Source organism: Asaia sp. As-1742 (assembly GCF_011753235.1).
In the GTDB taxonomy this organism is placed as follows: domain Bacteria; phylum Pseudomonadota; class Alphaproteobacteria; order Acetobacterales; family Acetobacteraceae; genus Asaia; species Asaia bogorensis_B.
Genome location: NZ_VWWA01000005.1, coordinates 131,459 through 156,879 on the forward strand (window position 1 = coordinate 131,459; position 25,421 = coordinate 156,879).

Below are 25,421 nucleotides of genomic sequence, written 5' to 3' on the forward strand. Positions count from 1 at the left end.
CGCATCATAGGACGCTTTCTGCGCGAGCGCGCAACACCTGAAACTCCCGGCAATGGCTGTTCAGGCAGAACTGGCCTCCGGGGTTGCCGTCTGGAATTCATGTTGATTTGAAAAGTGGGAGGGCTTCTGTTGCCCGGTGCCCTCCCGAACCGCGCTTATCGCTTATGCAGCGACAGCGAGCACCTTTGTGTTATCATTGGCACTTGTGATTTAGCCCGATAACGGCGGTACAATGCCGGGCAAAAGATAAGTCTTTACCACGCACGTCGAGCCTGTTTCGTCCCCTGACTTTCCGTCGGGCAGAGCCCTCGGGAAGGAATGGTGGAGACGCCGGGCACTGCCCCCGGGTCCGTAACGATTATTCCACTTACCGTTTATCGCCATAGCCAAGGGCAAGCCCTCCGGCACCGATGCATATAGGGTGTTGCTGTGCGCCCGGCAAGGGGTGGTTTGCTGCCGCATTCCGCGCGTCACACCAAGCCGGTTGAATCGTGATGAACCATGAGTGCTGGTTTCCTGACGGCACTTGATATGTGGGGGTGTCGGAAGCGGACAAATTGTCTCGCGAGGCGAAGTGCTGGTGTCTAAGCCGGTATTCCTGTGGTAAGCCTCGGCCTATGCCGCTGACACCAGAACAACGCGCCGAGATCGACGCCTCCCGCCTTACGCCCTCTCAGACGAGCCGGCCGACCGTGCCTGCCCTGGAGGCGATTCTTTTCAATCCGATCGAGCTGCTCGACCACGGTTTCGTTCGTGTGGTCGATTACATGGGCGATGATGGCGCGGTGGTACAGGCTGCGCGCGTGTCCTATGGGCGCGGCACCAAGAAGGTGTCCGAGGATACCGGGTTGATCCGGTATCTGATGCGCCATCGTCATTCGACGCCGTTCGAGATGTGCGAGATCAAGTTCCACGTAAAGCTGCCGGTATTCGTGGCGCGCCAGTGGATTCGCCATCGTATGGCGAACGTGAACGAGTATTCGGCGCGTTATTCGATTCTCGACCGCGAGTTTTATCTGCCCGATCCCGAGCAGGTTTCGGCCCAGAGCGTTTCCAACCGTCAGGGTCGTGCCGAGGCGCTTTCGCCCGACAAGGCCGCCGAGGTGCTGGACTTGCTGCGTCAGGACGCCTCGCGCTGCTACGACAATTACGAGACGATGCTCGACCCCGAGGGCTATGGTCTGGCGCGTGAGCTTGCGCGCATGAACCTGACGCTCAACACCTACACGCAGTGGTACTGGAAGATCGACCTCCACAATCTGCTGCACTTCCTGAGCCTGCGTGCTGACAGCCATGCGCAGTATGAGATCCGGGTCTATGCCGAGGCGATGCTTGATATCCTGCGTGCCTGGGTGCCCATCACGGCATCGGCCTTCGAGGACTACCGACTGGGTGCGTTCACCTTCTCGGCAGGCATGATCGCCGTGCTGCAGCGCCAGCTGGCCGGTGAGACTGTGACACAGGCCGATTCAGGGTTGAGCAAGCGCGAATGGGACGAAATGCAGGCCGTTCTGGTGAAGGGCTGAGCGAGTGAGCGATCTGCATCGCATCATGAAGGACGGGGTGCCGGACTCCGAACCGCAGCGCAAACTCCCCTCGATCATGCCCTGGGCGATCGTTGCGCTTGTTCTGGTGCTGATCTCGCTTGGCATTAGGCTGTTCTGGCCCATTCCCGCCGCTGAGAAACTGCCGCTCTGCGATCCTTCTGCAAAGGCGCAGACGGCGTGCGTGCGTACCAATCCCCTACCGGCGCCAGCGGGCAGCCCGACGCACTGAGTTTATTCCGGCCACCGGGCTACGCGCCTGCCGATGGCCGGACAGTCTCATTGTCCCTGCGCGAAATGAACGCCCAACCTTGCCGGTATGGGCACGGCGGCAATCAGGAGTCGAGCCCCATCCAGCCGGGATGACGATGCTCGATCCAGGCGAGAAGTCTGCCGCTCCATCGACGCAGAAGGGGGATATCTTCGGCCAGCAGAAAAAAGCCCAGAGGCAGCATCCAGACGCCAAGGACGGGCAGGAAAGCCAGGCAACCTCCGACCATGAAGAGAAGCCCCGCCGGAATACGGAGCCAGATCCGCGACGGTGCGAGCAGCCAGCGCACGGTTGCCGCGAGGCGTGCGGGTAACCGGTCGATCAGCAGCCCGAGCCGACGTTGCCGCTCGGCTTCATCGCGCTCGGCCTTGCTCCTTTGGCCTGCAGGATGAACGGTGTCATGGGCGGAGGCCGGGTTCGTGGAAGCTGGGTCTCTGGTCATGGTTTTCATTACTGCTCAAGGGTGGCGTGCGACGATCCCCCCTGTGTGACGCTGTCGGAAAAGTGAGGGATTCCGCCCTGGGTCTGACCGAAACCCCGAAGCCCGCCGCCGGTTCTGCATCCAACCCGGAAAACAATACCGGGGATGAATAAAACGCCTGACAAGGAGGCAAAATCCCATGATGTATCCGACACTGGACAGCCTGTACGAGGCAATCAAGACTGGCGCGGTTGGTCTGACATCCTCGCTTCCCACCTATGGCGGCGAGGAGCCACGAAACGCCCCTGAAATCTGGTCTTGGGACGCTGATCGCTACATGGTGGGCAGCTGCGCCGCTGATCTCTCGCTCATCCCCCGTAAGGAATGGCGCGGCGTCACGACGGAACGCTGAACCGCTCAGTAAGCCTCCCGGCTTGTCGCCTCAGACTGATCGGGAGGCAGTGGTTCGTTGTCGAGGCAGGTGCGAAGGTCGGGCCTCATACTTCAGACCCCAGACCCCAGACCCCAGCGTAAGAAGGCGGATGGTTTCGCCGCTTCATGATCATGGACAGGGCTTCAAAGCTCCTGATGACGTCGGTCAGGGCAGGGGCTTTGCTTAGGAGGCATCAAATCTCTCCGGGTTTATCCAGCCCTGGATGACGCCCTCCAGCTGCTGTGGTTTTGCTTCGCTGCTCGCTGGGATAAGCCCCAGGAGATCAGACATTGCTGCACGCCTGTTCTTGAGCCCGGTCCAGTTCACGAGATTACGAGGGGATCGTCCCGCTGCCACCCCATTCGACCCGTTACCCGATACGATAGTAAGGGGCTAAAGCCTCTGTGTTGTATGAGGGAGCGTCAGGGCGATCGGGTTGGCATCTCTCCAAGGGCACTGCACGGCACCGGACGATTCCGCCGCTGGTGCTGTGCTAGCCGATCAACCATAAGCCCGACATAATTTGTGCTATGACAGAAGCGCCCGGACGGCATGTCGGGGCGTGGTGTGGCAGCAGGTTCCGAGGGGTGGTGTCGATCTTGTCGTCCAGAAAATCGGTGAGGCGTCTTGGCCTCGCAGGCGGTTGCCTCGTGCCCTTGAGCCTCGCTGCCTGTACGCCCGCGCCGCCCGCTCATCCTGATGATATCTGCTCGGTCTTTCACGAAAAGCGGGGCTGGTATCATGCGGCGTTGCGTCAGGAGAAGAAATGGAATGTGCCATTCTCTGTTCCGATGGCGATCATGTATCAGGAATCCGGGTACCACAGTAATCTGCATACGAAGCGCACCTACATTCTGTGGTTCATTCCCTGGGGCTACGTCACCACGGCTTACGGGTATCCGCAGGCCAAGACGGATATCTGGCAGGACTATCAGAAGGCGACCGATACCAGCGCCAGTCGTGAGAATTTCGCCGACTCGCTCGATTTCATCAACTGGTACGTAACCAATACCCGCAAGCAGAACCGTGTGCCCGTGACGGACGGGATGCGGCAATATCTGGCCTATCACGAGGGCTGGGGCGGGTACCGCAAGCGATCCTATGCCAGCAAGGGGTGGCTCACGACTGTCGCGCGCAAGGTAGGTGCACGGGCCAACGTCTATGCCGCGCAATATGCCAGCTGTGAGAACGACCTCAAGGACAAGGGATTCTGGAGCTGGCTTTTCTAGGCCCTCTCACGGTCGGCGAGATGGTCGACCTTATTATGCTCGATGCCACTCGTCCGGGACGACGGCAGACGCGGTATTGGCCGAGGCGCGTCTCGCCGTTTCACGGGTCGTCTTAGGCAGCGTCAACCTGCCGGCAGCCCTCGGGGATATGATGGCTGAGAAAGGACGCAAATTCGCGAAAGGCCGGGCCACGCGGGTCTGAACTGCGCCAGACCAGACCGATCTGACGGCTGGCCGAGGGAAGCGCGCGCGTGACAACGAGTTCGTCCCATTCGGCGCGATTGCGCAGGGCAAGCTGCGGGATGAGCGAATAGCCCTCACCGGCACCGATCATGTGCCAGAGCATCTCCAGACTGGTTGCAAGGCGCTGCTGGTCGCGCATGGGCATCATACCGCAGACAGCCAGCGCCTGGTCGCGCAGGCAATGGCCGTCCTCGAGCAGCAGCAAGCCGTTTTCGCCGTGATCACCCGCGAGATCCTGCATGGCGAGTGTTTCCCGCTCTGCCAATGGGTGCGTGCGAGGGAACACGGCCAGAAAGGGCTCCTCAAACAGAGGCGCGGTCTCGAAGCTCTCTCCCGAAACGGGTAAGGCTGCAAAGACGAGATCCAACTCGTTCTGGCGCAGGCGGGCCAGCATCGTGTTGGTCAGACTTTCGGTCAGCTGCAATTTCAGTTCCGGATAGGACCGGCGCAACAGGGGTAGAAGGCTGGGCACATAATAGGGGCCCAGCGTTGCGATAACGCCGATGCGCAGCAATCCTTCCAGCGGACCCGTGCGGGCACGGGCTGCCTCGATCATGGCGCGGGCCGAGGCCAGAACCTCGCGGCCCATGGCGATGAGCCGGATACCATCGGGTGTGGGGGCTACATGGCGGCGTGAGCGCTCGAACAGTGTGACGTCGAGCAGCATTTCTAGCTTGCGGACCTGTTCCGACAATCCGGCCTGGCTGACACCGCATCGTTCGGCGGCACGCGAGAAATTGCGAAGATCATCGACAGCCACCACATACTCGATGTCACGCAGGGAAAGCCCGGAAAGAGGAATATAGGTCATATCCATAGATAAGACCAATGTGACCGGTTTGTGAAAGCGGTTTTGCCTATATCTGCCATTGACAGAAACGATTTCCGGGGCGTTCGTGTTCGTGGGACAACGAGCCCGTCATCAAACAGAGATGTGAAAAGGGAGCATATCGCATGCCACGCATCAATTCGACCGTGAAGCCTTTCGAGACCGACGCCTATCATGATGGCAAGTTCATCAAGGTGTCTGAAGCCGATGTGAAGGGGAAGTGGTCTGTATTCTTCTTCTACCCCGCTGACTTCACCTTCGTCTGCCCGACCGAACTTGAAGACCTTGCCGAGAATTACGAGACCTTCAAGCAGCTTGGCGTCGAGATCTACTCGGTCTCCACCGACAAGCACTTCACACACAAGGCATGGCACGACACGTCGCCGGCCATCGGCAAGATCAAGTATGTGATGCTGGCCGACCCGACGGGCACGATCAGCCGCAACTTCGATGTCATGATCGAGGAAGCCGGAATGGCCGATCGCGGCACGTTCCTGATCGATCCGGAAGGCAAGATCCAGTACATCGAAGTCACTTCCGGTGGCGTCGGTCGCTCGGCTGCCGAGCTGATCGAGAAGATCCGCGCAGCCCAGTATGTGGCGTCGCATCCGGGCGAAGTCTGCCCTGCGAAGTGGAAAGAGGGTGAAGCCACCCTGTCCCCGTCGCTCGACCTGATCGGCAAGATCTGAGGTCGTCTGGCCCGGCTTCCACGCCGGGCCAACCCCGCCGGGATCATCCGGCGCAGTTTTTCGGAAAGAGCAGGATCAGCCTGATGTTGCAGGACCCCATCAAGTCACAGCTTTCGACCTATCTCGCCAATCTGGGCCACCCGGTCGTGCTTGAAGCGTCCCTCGACGGGAGCGCGAAAGCGCGGGAGATGGGTGAACTCCTTCAGGAAGTTGCTGCCCTTTCCGATAAAGTGACCTATTCGGAAGACGGTGTCAGCGAGCGTCGTCCGTCCTTCCTGATCCGTCGTGGCGACAGCCGACATGGCGTGAATTTTGCGGCCATCCCGATGGGGCATGAATTCACTTCCTTCGTGCTGGCATTGCTTCAGGCGGGTGGCCATCCGCCCAAGATCGAGCCGGCGATTGCCGAGCAGATCAAGGGGCTCGCAGGCGAGTTCCGCTTCGAGATCTTCGTCTCGCTGTCGTGCCAGAACTGCCCTGATGTGGTGCAGGCCCTGAACGCCATGAGCGTGATCAACCCGGCTATCAATGTCACGACCATCGACGGTGCCCTGTTCCAGGAGGAAGTGGCATCGAAGAACATCATGACTGTGCCGCAGGTCTATCTGAATGGCATGGCCTTTGGCTCTGGCCGCATGGATGTGAACCAGATCCTCGCCAAGCTGGATGACGACGCCCCGCGTCGTGCGGCAGAGCGTCTGAAGGACATGCCTGCCTTCGATGTGCTGATCATCGGCAGCGGCCCTGCCGGCGCGTCAGCTGCCATTTACGCAGCACGCAAGGGACTGCGGACGGGGCTCGTGGCTGATCGCTTCGGTGGTCAGGTCATGGACACGGCCGGAATCGAGAACTTCATCTCGATCAAGGAAACCGAGGGACCCAAGCTCTCCGCCCAGCTCGAAGCCCATGTGCGCAGCTATGATGTGGAGATCATCTCCGGTCAGCGTGCCAAGGAACTTTTTCCCGCCGCACGACTGGGTGGGCTTCATGGCATCGCGCTTGAGAGCGGTGCGATCCTGCACAGCCGCACGGTTATCCTGACCACAGGGGCTCACTGGCGTCAGCTGGGTGTGCCGGGTGAGGAGCAGTATCGCACCAAGGGTGTGGCCTATTGCCCGCATTGTGATGGCCCGTTCTACAAGGGCAAGCGTGTTGCCGTGGCTGGCGGCGGCAATAGTGGTGTCGAGGCGGCCATCGATCTGGCGGGTATCGTCGGTCATGTAACGTTGTTGCAGCGCAGCTCCAAGCTGAAGGCTGACAAGGTGTTGCAAGACAAGCTGCGCAGCCTGCCCAATGTGACGGTTCTGACCGAGGCGCTGACGAGCCGCATTGAAGGTGATGGCAGCAAGGTCAACGGCCTGACCTATCGCGGTGGCGATGGCAAGGACCACAGGATCGATCTGGAAGGCGTGTTCGTCCAGATCGGGCTGCTGCCCAACACCGAGTGGCTGCGCAATACGCTGGCACTGAACGATTTCGGTGAGATCAAGGTTGATGATCACGGCGCAACTTCTGTGCCGGGCGTCTTTGCCGCAGGCGATGCGACGACGACGCCCTACAAGCAGATCGTGATTGCCGTGGGCGAGGGAGCGAAGAGCGCCCTTTCCGCCTTCGACTATCTGATCCGTTTGCCTGCCGAGTAACGCCTGCGGGGCCAATCGGGCACGGGTCAGGCCGTGCCCTTGCAGGGCAGGGGCAGGAGGGGGAACCCTCCTGCCCCTGTTGCGCTTTTCTCCACCCATGCACGGGGACTAACCCGCGCAAAGCGGGAGAATGGGCGCCATGCAAAGCCAGACAACAGCGAGTGCCGAGCAGGAGGCGCGCCAACATGCCCGGTCCGCTCGCCTGACCTATGTGGATCGCTCCGGCCCCGGTATCACCCGCCACCGTGCGGGTAAGGGTTTTTTCTATCGTGACCCTTCGGGAGATCGTATCACCGCCCCGGAAGAACTCACACGCATCAAGGGGCTCGCAATTCCTCCTGCCTATCGGGACGTATGGATTTGCGCCAACCCGAAGGGGCATCTGCAGGCGGTGGGCAAGGATAGCCGGAACCGGCTGCAATATCGCTACCACCCCAGATGGCGCCTGATCCGTGACGAGGACAAATTTGCCCGTATGCTGGTCTTTGGCGACAAGCTGCCTCTGATACGACAGCGCGTGGATGACGACCTCAGACATCCCAGCCTCAACCGGGCGCGCGTGCTGGCCGCTGTGGTGCGGCTTATGGAGCGCACAATGGCGCGTATTGGCAACGAGACCTATGCCCGGGATAATCGCAGCTTTGGGCTGACCACACTCAGGCACAGGCATGCGCATATCGAGGGAGGAAAGCTGGCGCTGGACTTCAGGGGCAAACACGGAATCGAGGCACATCTTGACGTGCATGACCCCAAACTCGTCCGCGTGATTTCCCGGCTGCAGGATCTGCCCGGACAGAAGCTGTTCCAGTATCTCGATGATGAGGGCGAACCGCACGAGATCCATTCCCAGGACGTGAACGCCTATCTGCAGGAAATCAGCGGAGAGGATATCACTGCCAAGGATTTCCGGACCTGGGCGGCGACCCATCTTGCGGCGCTGACGCTCTCCAGTCTCGAGGCAAGCGACAGCCGAGCCCGGGCCAAGAAAAACATCCTGCGCACGATCGAGCATGTCGCGTCCCAACTGGGGAACACCCCTTCCGTGTGCCGCAAATGTTATATCCATCCCCAGATCCTGACCGGCTATCTCGACGGAAGTCTGCGCGAAGCCTTTGCCCGTCAGGCCGAGACCCTGCTTGAACAGGAGAGTGCACGCACGAGCCTGAGCGCCGATGAGGCGCTCATGGTGGGGTATCTGAGCCGCTTGCTAGACAAACCTGCCAAAAGACCATCGTCTCGCAAGAAACCCTGACCCGCGTCCCGCTTTGTGTCTGCCGGATTGGAAGTTTTGCAGGTAAAGGGATCGGTCTATGGAATATCGCGTTCTCGGGGCATCAGGGCTGCGTGTTTCGGCTTTGGGGCTGGGCTGCATGGGGATGAGCCAGTCCTACGGTGCTGCCGATGAACGCGAGAGCCTGGCCACACTGGACCGCGCGATAGAGCGTGGCATTACCCTGTTCGATACGGCTGAGGTCTACGGGCCGTTTCTGAATGAGGAGCTGCTGGGCCGCGCTCTGGCAGGACGGCGCAGCGCCTTGAAGCTCGCCACGAAATTCGGCTTCAAGATCGACAATGGTAAATCCTGCGGCGTCGATAGTCGCCCCGATCATATCCGGGAAGTGGTCGAGGCGTCACTGCGACGCCTGCAGACCGACCATATCGACCTGCTCTATCAGCATCGTGTGGACCCAGCCGTCCCCATGGCCGATGTAGCGGGCGCGGTGGCACGGCTCGTCGAGGAGGGGAAGGTTTTGCATTTCGGCCTCTCGGAAGCTGGCACAACGGCCATCAGGCAGGCTCACGCCGTGCATCCCGTCACAGCCGTGCAGAGTGAATATTCGCTGTGGGAGCGTAATGTAGAGACGGACATCCTGCCTACCCTGCGCGAACTGGGGATTGGTTTCGTACCGTTCAGCCCGCTGGGTCGTGGCTTCCTTACCGGAACGGCGAAGCCCGCGGAATCCTATCCGGCGACCGATTTCCGGCATACTGACCCGCGCTTTCAGGGTGAGGCCTTTGCAGCGAACCAGAAGGCAGCCGAGATTGTGGGTGTGATTGCCAGCCAGCACGACGCGACACCGGCCCAGATTGCTCTGGCGTGGCTGCTGGCAAAGGGACAGGACATCGTGCCTATTCCAGGCACGAAGCGGCAGAGCTACCTGGATGAGAATCTGGGTGCGCTGGATGTGCGTCTTGGTGATGAGGATATGGTGGCACTCGACAAGGCGCTTACCGCCGGGACCGTTACGGGCCTGCGCTACAATGAGAGCAATATGGCTCTGGTCAATCGCTGAACCAGCGCATGCCCGACCAGCAAGACGGAGAGGGCAGGTGACCCGAAATCACGTGGCAGTTACGTCATTGCTGATGGGCGATGACGTGCCCGTTATCCTGCCGTCTGCCGGGGGTGGATCAGCTGATATCGAAGCTGCTGGCCTTCAGATCGGTCACACCCATGAAGGTTACCTTCATGTTGTTATCTAGCATGATGGCTGTGTTGCCTCCTGACACTGTGGCTGTGGCCAGCAGTTCCTTCGCAGCGGCGTCCGCATCCGCCGGCTTGTAATTGTACATGAAGAACTTGTTGCCATTCACTGCAGAGAAATCGGTGATGGTGATGTCACCTGCTGTATGACCAGCCAGCACGCCGAAAGTATTTGCCGCCACATTGCCGCCTGTCACCGTGGCGTAGGTCTCGCCCTCATTGCCGCTGTAGCGCGTGCCGAATACAAAATGATCCGAAGCATCGCTGCCGATGATTGTCTGTTGCCCTGCGCCGGTCCAGGCCTCGAACGATCCCTTCGATGATGAAGCGTTGATCATCTCGACGCTGCTGCTGCCAGACTGGTTACCGGTCCAGAGCGATGTCTTGTTCACATCAATATTGGCGCTCAAGCCATCGGCGCCCCACAGCGTGGCCTGATCTGCAGTGATATTGGTCGCCCCAGTGCCGGCGATAAACTGAAGCGAGCCGCTGACGCTCAGTGTCTGGCCTGTCCCCTTCACGGCAGTCAGATCACCAAGTGCCGAAACGGTATCATTGCGCGTGCCAGAGACTGTACCGTTCTGACCCGAGAAAACGATCGTCGAGCCCTGTCCGGCTTGCACGGTGCTGTCGTTGCCAACTGTGATATGGCTGCCAATCGTCGCGTTGTCGCTCACGAGGCTGTTGCTTCCAAGGGTGACAACGCTATTGCCTCCCGTCAGGGTTAGCATTGTCCTGCCGCCTTCCTGTCCTGTTACCGTATCCTGCCCCTCCGACACCACGTCGTTCGATCCCTGCTGAAGCTGAATGAGGTTATGGCCCGCTCCGGCATCAATCGTATTGGTGCCATTGGTCGCGAGGATGGTGTCGTTGCCTGCACCGGTAACGATCGTCCAGCTGGCGCTTTGGGTATTACCGTTGAAGTAATTATCACCGGACAAGCCGAGGAAACTGCCATTTCCGTCGCCCGCCTCATAGGTCAGGCCGGCGGCACTTCCCCCCAGTACAGAGAGTGTGGCGGTTGGCGTCAGGCCAGAACCATCAATCGTCACACGGTCACCAAGAAGCCCCTGGCCAAGGGCGCTTCCAGAGCCTGCCCAACCGCCAACGCCTATGAAATCATAGGTTCCCAAGGGCGCGAAGCTGCCGCCGGTTGTGGCGAAGCCCTCCAGCAAGGTGTTGGTTCCGGTCGTCACTTTGCCGTTGGAGTCAGAGAGCATCACGGTCGTAAGATTGTTACGCGTGTAGGCGTCAGACATCTGTTGAGCATAAGTCTGCGCCAGGGCCTGCGCCTTACCGCCCCCGACAGTGACCTGAATAGCCGTACCCGATGTGCCAACGATCGTGACAATGCTCAAATTTCTTAACCCTCTGTCAGATAGCCCGGGGGCGCCAAGAGGATTGTGCCGTTAAAGATCGGTAGATGACTAAGCCAGTTACGTTATTTTTAGATTTTTGGTGATTTAGACTGAGGTGTAGTCGTTAAATCTCGTAAAACGCCAAATTGACGAAAAATTTCTCAGGGAAAATGTATTGATTTCAGCAGTTAACATAAAAATTCGGACCGAATTCGACCCGCTGGTCATAAAATAAGCCCCTGACACGGCGACCGTGACAGGGGCTTATTATTTTTTCTTATAACGGGAAGGGTGTACGGTTAGCGTGCGCCCTTGTGGTCACCGTCGCGCATTTCGCCCGTTGGCTCCTGTGTGTGTGCTTCGAGGAACCACAGATGCTTGTCGAGCGCACGCGAGGCTTCGGTGAACAGATCGGCCGTATCGGCATCGCCGGCTTCGTCCGTCACGTCGATAGACTCGCGCACATTGTTTGCAACCGTTGCGTAGCGGTCGATCAGAGCCGAGATATGATCGGCAATCTTGTACACGTCGGTGGGGTAGGGCGTGCAGGCTGAATTCTTCGAGACATCTTGCACTGTACCGTACGCGGTGCCACCGAGCTGCACGGCGCGTTCAGCAACCTTGTCCACCAGATCGTCAACACTGTCACGGAAGCCATCGAGCATTTCATGGACGCCGATGAACTGCGGCCCCTTGAGATTCCAGTGCGCCTGCTTCGTGATCAGCGCCAGATCGATCAGATCGGCAAGGCGGGCATTGAGCGTTTCAATCGACACGGTCTTGGCGTTGGACTTCAGAGCATTCTGGGTCGTATGCATCGCGTGTTTCGTGGTCATTGATCTACCCTAACAAGTTTGATGTCGGACATTCGCGCAAAGCGATGATCCTCAAACGTGCCTGAGTGGGACCGGTTGCGCTTAAGCCTCGTCAAACGGGGGCTCTTATTCATGTCGAATAGTTCATCATGGCGCGCAGGACGCGGTCGTCAGCCACGGTAATCCCTGATGCTTTCCGAACGAGGTCCCGTCTCTCATACCTTGAATACTCAATGCTGTGATGCAAGCCGATCACGCGAGAAACGAGACATGCGCGACAATGACCTTCCACGCCGCGCCCTGCCGGATCCAGGTCTGGCTTTGACGTCCGATGCGCCCGTTACGCAGATTGCGAAACAGGATGGTGACACAACCTGCATCGGCACCGAGAGCAATGATGTCGCGGCGCAGGCGTTCACGGGGGGGAGCGCCATCTGTGCGTTCACGGCGGAACGCGGCGATTTCCTCCGGTCCGAAAAGGTTTTCAGTCGCGCCGAGGCGGATCACGTTCGGTTGATTACTGAACAACGCATCAAGGGTGGTGACATCATTTTGCGCCAGAGCCTCTTCGTATTGGTCGGAAGCTAGGGTAAGGGCAGAAATCGTCTCGGGGTATGCGGTAAGGTCCATGGGCGCGCCCTTATTCACGGGAATCATTCTTCATACTGGCTGAGGGTGGCATGAGCAGCTTGGGATCTGGCGATCTGGCTCGGTCGATGCGCGACATTCGCATCATATTTTTTAGTCTTGGGCTCGGGGCCTTTGCAATCGGCACGGCAGAATTTGCCGCCATGAGCCTTGTGCCCATGATTGCCCACAGTTTTGGGGTGACCGATCCCGAGGCGGGTCATGCCATTGTGCTTTATGCGGCGGGCGTGTGCGTCGGGGCACCGACCATTGCCCTTTTCAGCGCGGGGATCAGCCGACGCACCATGTTGATCAGCATGATGCTGCTTTACATGATCGGTAATGGTGTCAGTGCGATCGCACCGAACTACCTGCTGTTTCTGGCCTGCCGGTTTATCAGTGGTCTGCCGCATGGCGCCTATTTCGGCATTGCCGGCATTCTGGCTTCATCACTCGTGCCGCCCAACAAGCGCTCCCAGGCTGTGGGCCGTGTCATTCTGGGCCTGACCATTGCCACCATCGGTGGTGTGCCACTGGCGAACGGTATCGGTCAGATTGTCGGCTGGCGCTGGGCTTTCGCCCTTATCGCCTTTCTGGCGCTGTGCACTGCCGTTCTGCTGAGTATCTTTGCTCCCAAGGATGCGCCGCGCAAGGATGCCAGTATCCTCAACGAGTTCACGGCGCTCAAGCTGCGTCAGGTCTGGCTGACGCTCGCCATCGGTGCGGTGGGCTTCGGCAGCGTGTTCTGCGTCTATACCTATCTCGCCTCGATCATGATCAACGTCACGCAGGTGCCGGAATCCTATGTGCCGATCATGCTGGCGGTTTTCGGTGTGGGCATGACAATCGGCACGCTGGTCTGCGCCTGGCTTGCTGATCACAAGATGATGCCAACCCTCGCGGGTGTGCTGCTCATGGGTGCTGCATCGATGGCGGGCTTTCCCGAGGCTGCGCATAAATTCGTGCCTCTGGCCATCAACGTATTCATGATCGGAGCCAGCGGCGGTCTTGCCACTGTGGTGCAGGCGCGCTTGCTGACTGTGGCGGTTGGCGCGGAAGGCCTCGCCGCTGCGCTGAACCAGAGTGCTTTCAACATCGCCAATGCGGTCGGCCCCTGGCTGGGTGGGCTTGCCATCTCGGCAGGGCTTGGCTGGACGTCGGTTGGCTGGGTGGGGCTCGCGCTCTCGCTTGGCGGGTTCGGCATCTACGTGCTGAGCATTGCCGACGAATTCAGGACCAAGAAGAACAACATACCCCGCGTGTGAGCCGGGGCGGGAGAGGGAAATACCCTCTCCCGCGGGCAAGCGCCTTGTCTCGGGCGCAAGCCCTTCATGTGGGTGGTTCGGATCAGGTGCGCTGGGGATCGACCAGATCGAAGAAGGGCTGGAGATCGACGGTGAAGAAGCGCGGATAGGCCGGGTCGCGCTCATAGAGCGGGTGTCCGGCCCAGCGCTGCTGCATGACCTGCCCCTCCTCGAAGAAGCGCGCCTCCTGCTCCGGCACATCATCCGAGCCGCGTGAGACGCTCTCATGGTGCCAGGCCAGAGCCTCGGCACAATAGATGATGCGATGACCGGCCGCCCGGATCCTGAGGCAAAGATCGACATCGTTATAGGCGATCTTCAGATGGGTCTCGTCGAACTGCCCGACATCCTCGAAAACCGAGCGCTTCACGAGCATGCAGGCGGCGGTGACCGCCGTGACCTCATGGCTGAGCAGGATACGACCGATATAGCCGTAATCCTCGGGGCCGCAGCCGCGATGGGCATGGGCCCCCACGCCAGCAGGGCCAACCACGACACCGGCATGTTGTATGGTCTGGTTGGGATAGAGCAGGCGCGCCCCAACGGCGGCGACGCCCGTATCGGCCAGCGCTTCATTCATCATCAGGCGCAGCCAGTTGGGATGTTCGACGAACACATCATTGTTCATGAACACAAGATAATCGGACCGGCATCGGGCCGCGGCAAGATTGTTGAGCCTCGAATAATTGAAAGGCTCTTCCACTGTCAGAAAGCGGACATTGGGATGGCTGCCAAACTCACGCATGAAGGCGTGTGCCTCGGGCGTGACTGACCAGTTATCGATCAGGACAATCTCGAAATCCGGATAATCGGTGCGTTCCAGCAGGGTTTCCAGGCAGCGGCGCGTGATGTCGATCTGGTCCTTGAACGGGATGATGATCGAGACACTGGGGGCGGCATCGAGCCGCCAGTCTACCCGATAAAGGGTAAGGCCATTGATGGATGAGACATCGGCCCGGAAGCCCCGACGCGTCAGATGGTCCGAGACGGCCTTCACCCCGGCGGCAATGGCATAATTCTTGTTGCCCACCGTCACCGCAGTGGAATTGGGCGTCATGCGCCAGTGATAGAGCAGCTCCGACACATGGGCGATGCGATCATGAGGAACGGCTTCACAGGCACGCAGCATGAAATCGTGATCCTGCGCACCATCATATTCGGCGCGCAACGGGCCGATGGCGCGCATGGTCGCGGTTTCAACCATCGTGAGATGGCAGATATAGTTGCAGCCCAGCAGGTATCGGTAGTTGAAATCAGGCTTGAAATTGGGGGATTGCCAGTTATTCGCCAGATCAACCTTGTCTTCGTCTGAATAGATGACGAGCGCATTGCATTCCTGTGCCTTGCGCAGCATGACCTCAAGCGCGACATCGACCAGCATGTCGTCATGGTCGAAAAATACCGTGTAGGCTCCCCTGGCAGCTTTCATGCCAGCATTGGTAGCCCCTGAAATCCCCTGGTTTTCCGCAAGCGGAAGGACGCGGATACGGCTGTCCTTGGCGGCATATTCCTCCATCAGCGCTGTCGTCTGGGGGCAGACCATGCCGTCATCAATCAGGAGAAGTTCCCAGTTGCGATAGGTCTGGTTCAGGACCGAGTTGATGGCGGTGACATAGTCTGCCTTCAGAGGCTTGTAGGTAGGGCAAAGGATGCTGATCAGCGGTTCATCTGCAAGCGGGGCCTTGACGCGCATGAGCGCTGTGCGTTCGCGCAGGGCCGGATAATAAAGCGAGGCCCAGCGGTCATAATTGCCAAGATTATATCCTGCCTGGGGGATGGCAGCGCGTATCTCGGTGCGCAGCTTGGTCAATTCGCGGTGCAGGCGGTCGATTGTCTCGGCAATATCGAGAAGGCGCGTTTCAAGCGCGTCATCGGCAATCGAGCTTGTGAACGGGCTGCCCATGAGGTGTTCACCCTCAGGCATGACCTTGACCGAAAAGCTTCTGGGGGAGGAGCCGCGAAAGCGCTGCGGGATGGGAATCTCGAACCCGCAATTCGGATTGCAACCTACGGCGGCAGCAACGTCGCCACGATAGCGATCGGCACGCACCTGGGCGACCAGGACATTATTGGCTGTTACCGCAACAATGCAGTCACCGCGCCAGTCTGCGTCTGTCGGCATCTTCTGCAGGATCCAGCCCTTGAGAGAGCCCTGCTTGATGCCATCGACGCAGCTTGTGTATTCAGGTCGTGAAGATATTATAAATTTATGAATTAAAGCTTTGCCATCAGGTAAAGAATCGTCTTTTATGGGTAAAGAAGAACGATCTTGGAGGCGGACTGACAATTCGTGCTGTTCGCCATCCATGAATTTCACGGGAATGGAAAAGATGAAACCCAGCCTGTCATGAGGGGTTCTGAGCGCGTTCTGTACATCGCTGCGTGACTGATCCGCGAGAATCTGCGTGATTTCCTGCCCGTCAATCAGGATGTGAAGCCGGACGGGTGTTCCAGGATCAAGGCGGTTTACGGCCCAACCAGTCAGGGTGTCGTTCTGAAGGCCTTCACAATAACCAATAAAGGGGCTGTTGGCTGGGGCAGTTTGCATAGTCTGTTTCTCTTGCCAGTCGCATCGATGACCTTGTCCCGGTCGTTGATGTCAGCAATGCCGCAGTTACACCGCTATGGCTAGGTAAATACCTCGCTTTATTTATCTAGGAGATATTTCATTACATTCTCTCCCAAGATACGCGTTGTCATGATGCAACGTGACGAAGGTGCCATGCTCATGGCGTGGCTGTCTTATTATGGACGGATGTTTGGTTTTCCAAACCTGACGATCTTCGATAACGGATCACGTGATCCCCTGACGTTGCATTTGCTGGCGCAAGCCCAGAGATGTGGGGTTACCGTGCGACGGGATCGTGATGATGCCGCTGATTTCCACGGCAAGGGGCTGCATTTCGCCGAGCAGATTCGTGAATGGGACCGCGGAGGGGATTACGACTTTGCTCTCCCTGTCGACTGTGATGAATTTCTGGCTGTTGTAAGTGATGAAGGTATTTCCACCGACCTGGACTGCATCAGGCGGGAGTTCGCAGCTCATATTGGCGAACTTCGTGCATTACGTATTGCAACGTCACTGTTCAACATACCCGCGCGTCCCGGCTGGTTCGCCATCGATTCCGGATTCTACAAGGGGTTCGTACCTGCACGCAGTGTCGGGGTGGTTGATAATGGACAGCATAATCCGTCATCGACTCTGGCACCGGGCTATGCCCTGACCCGCTTTACCTATCTTCACTGGCACAATCATGACTATGGCGAGATGCAGCGTCGCGCACGGCGAAAACTTGCCAATTCCCTTGTCGATCCCTGCGACCGCCAGGCCCTGCTGCGCTATGCCGCGACGCCCAATCTGCCAGGGCGTCACCTCGTTAACGTGTTACTCGAGGATGAGCAGCATTTCCTGGCCCGATATGAGGGGTTGCTTCACGCCTATATACCTTGGGCAAAATCGCCATCCTCGCTGCCTGCTCATGTCAAGGATGGACCGATCCTGTTTCAGGATCGCAGCATGACAAAGCCCTGGCTGGGCGAAACATACAAGACGACGCAGCCTGATGTTCGGGATTGGTCTCCTGGCCCCTTGATGCATTATCTGCTTCACGGCTGGGCCGAGGGGCGCAGTTTCTGACCCTGTCATGAAATATTCACAGGCCTGCCATGAACAGGCTTGTTGTCTCACAGGGGCTGGAAAGCTACACGACAGACTGGCAGAAGATGCCTCTGACCTCTGTCACCGCCTTGTTTGAGCCAGGACGCAACGACCGTATGACTAGTGCTGCCGCGCCGCGGACCCAGCCTGCACCGCTCCAGGAAGCCCGGAAAACCCCGTTCTGGAAGGGCGATCGTCTATTCCGGCTGCTGGTGGGGGCGTGCGCCCTGCTGGTGCTCGTATCGCTGGGCGGGCTTGTTCTGACCATGGCGATGGGAGGCAGCAAGGCCTTCAGCACCTTTGGTGCAGGCTTTGCCTTTCACGATGTATGGAACCCCGTCACCAATGAATACGGTGCCCTGGCTCCTGTATTCGGCACAATCGGCTCGACGCTTATCGCCATACTGATCGGTGTGCCGCTGGCCTTCGGGGCGGCGTTCTGGCTGACCAATATCGCCCCGCCTATGGTGGCCGGTGTGGTCGGGACTGCCGTGCAGCTTCTCGCTGCGGTGCCCTCGATCATCTTTGGCATGTGGGGCTTCTTCATTGTCGTGCCCTTCATGGCGCAGCATGTGCAGCCTTTCTTCAGGCATCATTTCGGCCATGTGCCCGGCATACGCTGGCTCGTGCATGGCGCACCGTTCGGTTATGGCCTGCTGACAGGTGGTCTCGTTCTGGCTGTCATGATCACACCCTTCGTAACGGCCGTGATGCGTGACGTGTTTGCGGTCATGCCGCCCATGCTCAAGGAAAGCGCCTACGGGCTGGGCGCCACACGCTGGGAGGTCATGCGCCGGGTGATCGTGCCCTGGTCGCGCGCCGGTATGATTGGTGGTGTGGTGCTCGGCATGGGGCGAGCCCTCGGTGAGACCATGGCGGTCACCTTCGTCATCGGCAATGCCAATACGATTGGCTGGTCGCTGTTTGCGCCACGCAACACGGTGGCTTCTCTTGTGGCGCTCGAATTTCCTGAAAGCGCAGCAGGCAGCCTCAAGCTCTCCTCGCTTCTGGCTCTGGGTTTCATCCTGATGCTGCTGTCCTTCACCACGCTCGCCATTGCACGGTGGCTGCTGCGGGAGAAACGCGCATGAGCAAGGCTATGGGAGCGGGATGGCGCAAGGACCCGCGCGCCACACAGCGCCTCGTGATGGACCGTCTGGCGACTGTCATGAGCCTTGCCGCAACGGGCATACTCGTGCTGGCGCTGGTTTCCATTCTCTGGACTCTGCTGTGGAACGGTCTTGCAGGGCTGTCTCTGGCGGCATTGCTTCACCCCATGGGGCCGCCGGGCAGCAATGGCGGTCTGGCCAACGCCATTCTCGGCAGCCTGATCCAGACAGCAGTGGCGCTCATCATCGCAACACCCGTCGGTCTTGGCTGCGGGATCTATCTTTCAGAGTTCGGCAACGGCTCGAAATTCGCGATGTCGGTGCGCTTCGTCTCCGACGTGCTCCTCTCGGCGCCGTCCATTCTGATCGGGTTGTTCGTCTATCTCGTGCTTGTGGCCCCTTTCGGCCACTTCTCCGGGCTCGCCGGATCGGTGGCGCTGGCCATTCTGGCTGTGCCGATCATCGTGCGCACAACCGAGGATATGTTGCGCCTCGTGCCCGTGGCCATGCGTGAGGCTGGCTCGGCCCTTGGGGCGGCTCATTGGCGCGTCGTGCTGTTCCTGTGCCTGCGTTCTGCAGCGCCGGGCGTTCTGACGGGTATCCTGCTTGCGCTTGCCCGTGTGAGCGGTGAGACCGCGCCCCTTCTATTCACCTCGCTTGGCAACCAGAACTGGTCGATCAGTCTCAACAAACCCATGGCGAGCCTTCCCATCGCCATCTACCAATATGCTGGCGCGTCCTATGATGACTGGGTCCGTCTGGCCTGGACGGGAGCGCTTCTGGTGACGCTTGGCGTTCTGGGTATCAATATCATCGTGCGGTTCGGCTTCCGCAGCAAACAGTCATAAGCAAGAGGACGACACGCTCATGAGCGAAGCCCTGCAGGATTTCCCCCATACATCGTCCGCTCCGGCCACACCGGAGGCGGCTCTGGCCGTGCGCGAACTCGATTTCTACTACGGCGAGAAACAGGCCCTGAAATCCATCACGATGGATTTTCGTAAGCAGAACGTGACGGCCATGATCGGCCCTTCCGGCTGCGGCAAGTCCACGCTGCTGCGTATCTTCAACCGGATGTACGATCTGTATCCGGGGCAGAAGGCAACAGGATCGGTCCTGTTCGATGGGGCCGATATCCTCGATCCGGCGCTCGACCTGAATATGCTGCGCTCGCGTATCGGTATGGTGTTTCAGAAGCCCACCCCGTTTCCGATGTCGATCTATGACAACATCGCCTTCGGTGTGCGCCTGCATGAGAAGCTCTCCCGCTCGGAAATGGATGCGCGTGTTGAGGACGTGCTGACGCGCGTGGCCCTGTGGAAGGAAGTGCGCGATCGTCTGAAGGAGCCCGCAGCGGGCATGTCGGGTGGCCAGCAGCAACGTCTGTGCATTGCCCGCAGCATTGCGACCAAGCCCGAAGTGCTATTGCTCGATGAACCGACTTCGGCGCTGGACCCGATTTCGACCGCGCGTATCGAGGAGCTTCTTGACGAGCTCAAGCAGGATTTCACGATTGCCATCGTGACGCACAACATGCAGCAGGCAGCACGCTGCGCGGATCAGGTCGCCTTTTTCTATCTGGGTTCCCTGATCGAAATGGACAGCGCTGACCGGATGTTCACCAATCCGCGTCAGAAGCAGACTCAGGATTATATCACCGGGCGTTTCGGTTAAGTTTTCCCCAAGCGGGTAGGGATACGCAATTATGCCAGCGGACAGCCTTCACACAGTCAAGAGCTACGAGCAGGAACTGGACCGGATGCGCGCCATGATGGCGCGTATGGGCGGTATTGTCGAAAGTCAGGTGGCGCAGGCCGTAGCGGCCGTGACCGAGCACGATGAGGACGCCGCTCAGGCGGCCCCTGCGCAGGACCCGCAGGTGGATATGCTCGAGCGCGATGTCGAGGCCCTGGCGATCCGCCTTCTGGCGCTGCGCAGCCCGATGGCGGGCGATTTGCGCGAGATCGTGGCCGCTCTCAAGATCACCGGCGATCTCGAGCGTATTGGCGATTATGCCGCCTCGATCGCCCGTCGCAGCCAGCGTTTCGATCTGGTCGATCGCCAGATCTCGCTTTCGGGTCTGCGCAGCATGGGGCGACTGGTGCAGGAAAACCTGCGTCGCGTGATCGATGCCGTGACCCAGCAGGACGCCGATCGCGCAACCGAAGTCTGGCAGGCCGATCGTGAGGTGGACGAGTATTACACCGCCATGTTCCGCGAACTCGTCACCTACATGATGGAGGACCCGCGCAACATCAGCCCGTGCACCCATCTGCTGTTCATTGCCAAGAATTTTGAACGTATCGGTGATCACACCACCAATATTGCCGAGCGCGTCTATTACGCCGTGACAGGGGAGAACCTGCCTTCGGTGCGCCCGCGCGGTGGTCTGGCAGCCGGGGATGATCTGGTTTCGCGATGAGTGGCTCTCTTGTGAAAATCGTTGTGGTTGAGGATGATCCCTCCCTGCAACTCATGATCCGCTATAACCTCGACAAGCTCGGTTATGACGTCTCGGCTTTCCCCGAGGCCGAGCAGGCCTGGGAGTTCATCTCCCGCTCCCGTCCGGATGCGATGGTGCTAGACTGGATGCTGCCGGGTATGTCGGGCATCGATCTGTGCCGCCGCATCAGGGGCACAGCCTCGCTGCACGATCTGCCTGTGCTCATGCTGACGGCGCGCGCCGATGAGCAGGACAGTATTCGTGGGCTCGACAGCGGCGCCGATGATTATATTGCCAAGCCCTGCAGTATTGAGGCGCTCGACGCCCGCCTGCGCGCCCTGCTGCGCCGAACGCAGCCCGTCAAGCAGAACGTCCTGAGCTTTGCCGACCTGACGCTCGATCTGCAGACCCATCGTGCCGAGCGCAATGGCCGTGCCCTGACCCTCGGCCCGACCGAATTCCGCCTGCTGGAATTTCTGATGCGTCATCCGCGCCGGGTGTTCTCACGCGAGGATCTGCTTCAGAAAGTATGGGGCTCGAACGTGCATGTGGAACTGCGCACCATCGATGTGCATATCCGCAGATTGCGAAGGGCGCTCAATCTCGACACGGAACTCGATTACGTCAGAACCGTACGTTCTGCCGGTTATGCCCTTGACGATCAGGCCTGAGAGACCACGACCCTGACGGCTCTGCTTGCAATCCTTCTTGGTTGCTCATGTGTTGGGTGGGGGCTTACATGGCGACAGTCACGTTTGCGCCTCGCCCGTCTGCCGACCCCTGTCGCACTGGTGAACACCCAGCCGGGGGAGGCTCCCAAGGCCCCGGTCTTTTGCGAACTCCTGCCTATTCCCGCTGTGTTACTTGGCGCAGGCGGGCGCATTTTCCATGCCAATCGTGTGGCGCACGCCGTCTTTGGTGATGCGCTCGGGGCAGTCATCCGTCACCCTGCGGTGCAATCTGTCCTTGCAACGCTGACCCCTGAGACGGGTGTCGTCACGCGTGTCGAACTCGATGTGCCGGTGCGTCGGATCGTGCAGGTGACCTTCCGGAAATGGCCGGAGCGCTTTGCCAGCGCCATAGGCTGGGAAGAGGGCGTGCTCGCCGTTCTGGAAGACTGCTCGGAGTTCGAGGTCGTGGATCGGATGCGCGCCGATTTCGTGGCCTATGCGAGCCATGAACTGCGCACCCCTCTGGCATCGCTCATCGGGTTTATCGAAACGCTTCAGGGTCCTGCGGCCGATGATCCTGCGGCACAGCAGCAGTTTCTGGCCATCATGGCGGCGCAGGCTGCGCGTATGGAGCGGCTGATCGAGCGCCTGCTTTATCTGTCGCGTGTGCAGCGCCTCGAACATATGCGGCCTCATGACATGGTGTCCGCACAGGACCTTATGGATCGTCTGCTGGAAGACAGTCAGATCCTGATACGGTCATCCGATGCCAGACTGATCCTCCTGCCGACCGAGGATGACCTTTTCTTCCCGGCAGATGAGGACCAGATCGTTCAGGTGTTGCTCAATCTGGTCGAAAACGCCCTCAAATATGGTGGCCCCGCCATCGAGATACGGGTCGGGATCACCGCAGAGAACGGCAAGGGTATCGAGATAACCGTCGCGGATAATGGCCGTGGTGTGGATAGCCAGCATGTGCCACGCCTGACCGAGCGCTTCTATCGTGTCGAGGGGCGTGCCACCGCCTCTCAGTCGGGTACAGGGCTCGGGCTGGCAATCGTCAAGCATATCGTGGATCGGCATGGCGGTCGCCTGCGTATCGAGAGCGCACCGGGCAAGGGGATGAGTTGCCGCATCTGGCTGCCCCGAACGAGCTGAGCGGCAACGGGCTGGATGAAATTTGGTCAGGCTGTTGGCGAAGGGCAGGAAATCCGACTCAATGGCTGAGGCTGCTCGGTTCAGATGCCGGCAAGCGCGTCGTTGGCAGGGGCGAGGGAGAAGAGATCCCGAAACCTCACCGTATCGCGGTACCGCGATACGGGTCCCTTATTGACTGATGCGGGCGAGCAAAGAGGAGGGGCCTGCCTTCCTCTAGGGTAGAAAGGCAGGGGGCATCTGCACCAACAGGATCGGCCTTGCGGCCACGATCTCAGAACCAGCCGCGCGGATTGCGCATCGGTGCTTCGTCAACCAGTGCGACGATGGGGCGGATGACCCGGACCAGCCACCAGACAAAAAGCAGACCAAGCAGGACATAACCGATCATCACGAGGCAGAGCAGCCCTGCCACGATGGCCCCCAGGAGCCCGAGCCAGAATGTGCGGATGGCGTAGATGAAATGGCTCTCATAGATCGTCCCCACCGCGTCACCGCGTTTGAGATAGGCAACAATCACACCGGGTATGCTGGTGATGCCGAAAAAGAACGAGGCGATGAAAAGGATATGAACGATCCAGGCCCAGCGTCTTGCACGGTCGCTTCGGGGCGAAGCAGGCCAGGTTTGTGTAAAGCTCGGTTGCATGGAAGGAGTCGCTCCTGAAATCCTGTCGGGCCGATGCGGTATTAGGCCTGTTGGCGGGATATGGTATCGTATCATCAGCCCGCTCGCTCAGGCTATCCTGAAGAGCGGCATTGTGGTTACAGAAAATCGATCGGTGTCATGATTTCGCTTTCCCGCTCCCTTCTGCTTTTCGGTCTGGCAGCCGTCATTTCCGCTCCCACCGTCCACGCCCAGAGCGTGACCGGTGCCGGGTCGAGTTTTGCTGCGCCGCTTTATGAAAGCTGGGGCGAAATCGCCAAGGCAAAGGCGGGGCTCGGGGTGAATTATCAGAGCGTGGGTTCGGGCGCGGGGCTCAATCAGGTCGTGGCCGGTACGGTCGATTTCGGCGCGTCGGACAAGCCCGCAGCGACTGCCCTGCTCGATGCCCATCACCTTTACCAGTTCCCCACGGCGCTTGGGGCCATTGTAGTCATCGTGAATGTTCCCGGTATCCCGGCTGGGGCGCTGCAACTCGATGGGCCGACCCTGGCCGCCCTTTATGACGGGCGCATCACCGAATGGAATGACCCGAAAATCCAGTCACAGAATCCCGGGCTGAATTTGCCAGATGCGGATGTGGCACCGATCCATCGAGCCGATGCCTCGGGAACGAGCTTCGTCTTTACCTCCTATCTCTCCCACGTCTCGCCTGAATGGAAAGCCCATATTGGCGCGGGAACCTCCGTGGCATGGCGCGATGGCGCAGGCGCACGGGGCAATGATGGTGTCGCGGCCAGCGTCAAGGAGACCGTGGGGGGGATCGGGTATGTGGAATATGCCTATGCCAGCCACAACCACATTCCGATGGCGCGTATGAAAAGCCATGACGGTGCCTACGTCACGGCCTCGCCTCAAAGCTTCATGGCCGCCGCTTCGCAGGCCGACTGGGCCCATGCCAGCCACCATGTGGTGGATTTGCTCGATAGTGCGGGCGACAATGCCTGGCCGATCATGAGCGCGACCTACGCCATCGTGCCGATTGGGGTGAAGCCGGAAACGAGGCGTTTCTTCGAGATCGGCTTGCGCGAGGGTGAGCAGGAAGCGCGAAAGCTCGACTACATCACTGTGCCCGATGCGGTGCGTGACGATATTCTGGCTGGCTGGCCGCACTGAACCCGGCTGCCGGAACGTTGCACGAACCGACACGACTGGCGCAGATTTCGCGAAAGGGTCTCTCTGACGCCTGATAGGGCCGGGGGCTGAAAGTTCCCTCGCCAGGCAGTAGCAAAGTCTTGATAGGTCATGGCATTTCCAAGCGTCACGGGCTGTCTATTCTGGTTCAGATCCTTCCAAGGCCGGTGAGTAACAGCCGGTTTTGGAACGGCACCAGAGATTCTGCGGGAATGATCCTATGCCTTTGCCTTCCTTTCTTTTTGTCTGCACGGGCAATATTTGCCGCTCTCCCCTTGCTGAGGCGGCCATGCGTGCCGAGGCGGCCCGTCGCGGCCTGACTCTGGATATCGACTCGGCGGCGACCGGTGTCTGGCATGTGGGCGAAGCCCCGGACAGCCGTGCGCGACGCGTTGCCAAGAAACACGGGCTCGATATCGATACCTATGTCGCAAGGCAGGTCCAGGAAGACGATTTCACGCGTTTCGATCATATCATCGCGCTCGATTCAGGGCATTTGCGTGCCCTGCGTCGTCTGGCCCCGGAGGCGGAACAGGAGCGTATCCGCCTGCTGATGGATTATGTGCCAGAGCGCGCTGGTGAGGAAATCTCTGATCCTTTCTATGGCAAGGACATTGATTTTGAGACGGCGTGGCAGGAAATTGCTCTAGGCTGCGCGCATCTGGCCAGTTTCACGCTGGATTCCTGAAAGGGGCTTCC

General features: G+C 59.5%; 25 protein-coding genes and 1 other RNA gene. 18 read left to right on the forward strand and 8 right to left on the reverse strand.

The features are described from left to right. Positions 1–113: 113 nt before the first annotated feature. Positions 114–446: a transfer-messenger RNA gene (ssrA, locus tag F3J08_RS09930) on the reverse strand. 171 nt (positions 447–617) lie between these two features. Between ssrA and thyX the strand changes: the two genes are divergently transcribed. Next, positions 618–1,526: an FAD-dependent thymidylate synthase gene (thyX, locus tag F3J08_RS09935; RefSeq protein WP_062164076.1), complete on the forward strand. Its 909-nt coding sequence runs from the start codon at positions 618–620 to the stop codon at positions 1,524–1,526. Between the two features lie 4 nt (positions 1,527–1,530). Next, on the forward strand, positions 1,531–1,776 hold the full coding sequence (locus tag F3J08_RS09940; protein ID WP_166929676.1) for a hypothetical protein: 246 nt from the start codon (positions 1,531–1,533) through the stop codon (positions 1,774–1,776). A gap of 103 nt (positions 1,777–1,879) precedes the next feature. On the opposite strand, the gene F3J08_RS09945 is transcribed toward F3J08_RS09940, so the two are convergent. Next, on the reverse strand, positions 1,880–2,257 hold the full coding sequence (locus tag F3J08_RS09945) for a hypothetical protein (RefSeq protein ID WP_166929678.1): 378 nt from the start codon (positions 2,255–2,257) through the stop codon (positions 1,880–1,882). 178 nt (positions 2,258–2,435) lie between these two features. On the opposite strand from F3J08_RS09945, the gene F3J08_RS09950 reads away from it, so the two are divergent. Next, the gene (locus tag F3J08_RS09950) at positions 2,436–2,648 is read left to right on the forward strand and encodes a hypothetical protein (protein WP_166929680.1); all 213 of its coding nucleotides are present in this window, start codon (positions 2,436–2,438) and stop codon (positions 2,646–2,648) included. Positions 2,649–3,286: 638 nt separating this feature from the next. After that, positions 3,287–3,898: a hypothetical protein gene (locus tag F3J08_RS09955; protein ID WP_205527839.1), complete on the forward strand. Its 612-nt coding sequence runs from the start codon at positions 3,287–3,289 to the stop codon at positions 3,896–3,898. A gap of 112 nt (positions 3,899–4,010) precedes the next feature. On the opposite strand, the gene F3J08_RS09960 is transcribed toward F3J08_RS09955, so the two are convergent. Beyond that, the gene (locus F3J08_RS09960) at positions 4,011–4,952 is read right to left on the reverse strand and encodes a hydrogen peroxide-inducible genes activator (RefSeq protein WP_122038986.1); all 942 of its coding nucleotides are present in this window, start codon (positions 4,950–4,952) and stop codon (positions 4,011–4,013) included. A gap of 143 nt (positions 4,953–5,095) precedes the next feature. Here F3J08_RS09960 and ahpC point away from each other — a divergent pair, with 143 nt between their 5' ends. The 4 genes from ahpC to F3J08_RS09980 all read left to right on the forward strand — a co-directional run bounded on the left by ahpC (position 5,096) and on the right by F3J08_RS09980 (position 9,596). Then, positions 5,096–5,659 carry an alkyl hydroperoxide reductase subunit C gene (gene ahpC / locus F3J08_RS09965; RefSeq protein ID WP_023979070.1) on the forward strand — a complete coding sequence of 188 codons (564 nt, stop codon included), beginning with the start codon at positions 5,096–5,098 and terminating at the stop codon, positions 5,657–5,659. An 83-nt stretch (positions 5,660–5,742) separates the two neighbouring features. Then, positions 5,743–7,302 (forward strand): alkyl hydroperoxide reductase subunit F, encoded by a 1,560-nt coding sequence (gene ahpF / locus F3J08_RS09970; protein WP_166929682.1) that lies wholly within the window; start codon positions 5,743–5,745, stop codon positions 7,300–7,302. A gap of 139 nt (positions 7,303–7,441) precedes the next feature. Beyond that, positions 7,442–8,554, forward strand: coding sequence for a DNA topoisomerase IB (locus tag F3J08_RS09975; RefSeq protein ID WP_166929684.1), 1,113 nt, complete (start codon positions 7,442–7,444; stop codon positions 8,552–8,554). 58 nt (positions 8,555–8,612) lie between these two features. Continuing rightward, positions 8,613–9,596: an aldo/keto reductase gene (locus F3J08_RS09980; protein ID WP_122038893.1), complete on the forward strand. Its 984-nt coding sequence runs from the start codon at positions 8,613–8,615 to the stop codon at positions 9,594–9,596. 118 nt (positions 9,597–9,714) lie between these two features. Here F3J08_RS09980 and F3J08_RS09985 read toward each other — a convergent pair whose 3' ends face one another. From F3J08_RS09985 to F3J08_RS09995, 3 genes are all read right to left on the reverse strand, one after another. Next, positions 9,715–11,145, reverse strand: coding sequence for a calcium-binding protein (locus tag F3J08_RS09985; protein ID WP_166929686.1), 1,431 nt, complete (start codon positions 11,143–11,145; stop codon positions 9,715–9,717). Between the two features lie 299 nt (positions 11,146–11,444). Then, on the reverse strand, positions 11,445–11,981 hold the full coding sequence (gene dps, locus F3J08_RS09990) for a DNA starvation/stationary phase protection protein Dps (RefSeq protein WP_023979065.1): 537 nt from the start codon (positions 11,979–11,981) through the stop codon (positions 11,445–11,447). A gap of 231 nt (positions 11,982–12,212) precedes the next feature. Beyond that, the gene (locus F3J08_RS09995) at positions 12,213–12,590 is read right to left on the reverse strand and encodes an AtzH-like domain-containing protein (protein WP_166929688.1); all 378 of its coding nucleotides are present in this window, start codon (positions 12,588–12,590) and stop codon (positions 12,213–12,215) included. Positions 12,591–12,640: 50 nt separating this feature from the next. Between F3J08_RS09995 and F3J08_RS10000 the strand changes: the two genes are divergently transcribed. Then, positions 12,641–13,852 (forward strand): MFS transporter, encoded by a 1,212-nt coding sequence (locus tag F3J08_RS10000; RefSeq protein ID WP_051395895.1) that lies wholly within the window; start codon positions 12,641–12,643, stop codon positions 13,850–13,852. A gap of 82 nt (positions 13,853–13,934) precedes the next feature. Here the strand turns inward: F3J08_RS10000 and F3J08_RS10005 are convergent, their stop codons facing one another. Beyond that, a complete protein-coding gene (locus F3J08_RS10005; RefSeq protein ID WP_240149266.1) occupies positions 13,935–16,013 on the reverse strand; it encodes a glycosyltransferase in 2,079 nt (692 codons plus the stop codon). A gap of 576 nt (positions 16,014–16,589) precedes the next feature. Between F3J08_RS10005 and F3J08_RS10010 the strand changes: the two genes are divergently transcribed. From F3J08_RS10010 to F3J08_RS10040, 7 genes are all read left to right on the forward strand, one after another. Beyond that, positions 16,590–17,528 carry a glycosyltransferase family 2 protein gene (locus F3J08_RS10010; RefSeq protein ID WP_166929692.1) on the forward strand — a complete coding sequence of 313 codons (939 nt, stop codon included), beginning with the start codon at positions 16,590–16,592 and terminating at the stop codon, positions 17,526–17,528. Positions 17,529–17,665: 137 nt separating this feature from the next. After that, a complete protein-coding gene (gene pstC, locus F3J08_RS10015; protein WP_023979060.1) occupies positions 17,666–18,640 on the forward strand; it encodes a phosphate ABC transporter permease subunit PstC in 975 nt (324 codons plus the stop codon). Then, positions 18,637–19,506 carry a phosphate ABC transporter permease PstA gene (gene pstA / locus F3J08_RS10020; protein ID WP_166929694.1) on the forward strand — a complete coding sequence of 290 codons (870 nt, stop codon included), beginning with the start codon at positions 18,637–18,639 and terminating at the stop codon, positions 19,504–19,506. The genes pstC and pstA overlap by 4 nt, the downstream gene beginning before the upstream one ends. A 19-nt stretch (positions 19,507–19,525) precedes the next feature. Then, positions 19,526–20,332 (forward strand): phosphate ABC transporter ATP-binding protein PstB, encoded by an 807-nt coding sequence (gene pstB, locus F3J08_RS10025; protein ID WP_031241007.1) that lies wholly within the window; start codon positions 19,526–19,528, stop codon positions 20,330–20,332. Between the two features lie 31 nt (positions 20,333–20,363). Then, entirely contained in the window at positions 20,364–21,080 is a 717-nt protein-coding gene (gene phoU / locus F3J08_RS10030) for a phosphate signaling complex protein PhoU (protein ID WP_023979057.1), read from the forward strand. Beyond that, a complete protein-coding gene (phoB, locus tag F3J08_RS10035; protein ID WP_023979056.1) occupies positions 21,077–21,772 on the forward strand; it encodes a phosphate regulon transcriptional regulator PhoB in 696 nt (231 codons plus the stop codon). Before phoU ends, phoB begins: the two co-directional genes overlap by 4 nt. Positions 21,773–21,856: 84 nt before the next feature. Beyond that, positions 21,857–22,930, forward strand: coding sequence for a cell wall metabolism sensor histidine kinase WalK (locus tag F3J08_RS10040; RefSeq protein ID WP_240149267.1), 1,074 nt, complete (start codon positions 21,857–21,859; stop codon positions 22,928–22,930). Positions 22,931–23,201: 271 nt separating this feature from the next. On the opposite strand, the gene F3J08_RS10045 is transcribed toward F3J08_RS10040, so the two are convergent. Next, positions 23,202–23,573, reverse strand: coding sequence for a DUF4870 domain-containing protein (locus F3J08_RS10045; RefSeq protein WP_062164088.1), 372 nt, complete (start codon positions 23,571–23,573; stop codon positions 23,202–23,204). Positions 23,574–23,711: 138 nt separating this feature from the next. On the opposite strand from F3J08_RS10045, the gene pstS reads away from it, so the two are divergent. Next, positions 23,712–24,704 (forward strand): phosphate ABC transporter substrate-binding protein PstS, encoded by a 993-nt coding sequence (pstS, locus tag F3J08_RS10050; protein ID WP_166929696.1) that lies wholly within the window; start codon positions 23,712–23,714, stop codon positions 24,702–24,704. Positions 24,705–24,942: 238 nt separating this feature from the next. Next, complete coding sequence (locus tag F3J08_RS10055) at positions 24,943–25,410, forward strand: low molecular weight protein-tyrosine-phosphatase (protein ID WP_122049143.1); 468 nt, start codon at positions 24,943–24,945, stop codon at positions 25,408–25,410. Positions 25,411–25,421: the final 11 nt, after the last annotated feature.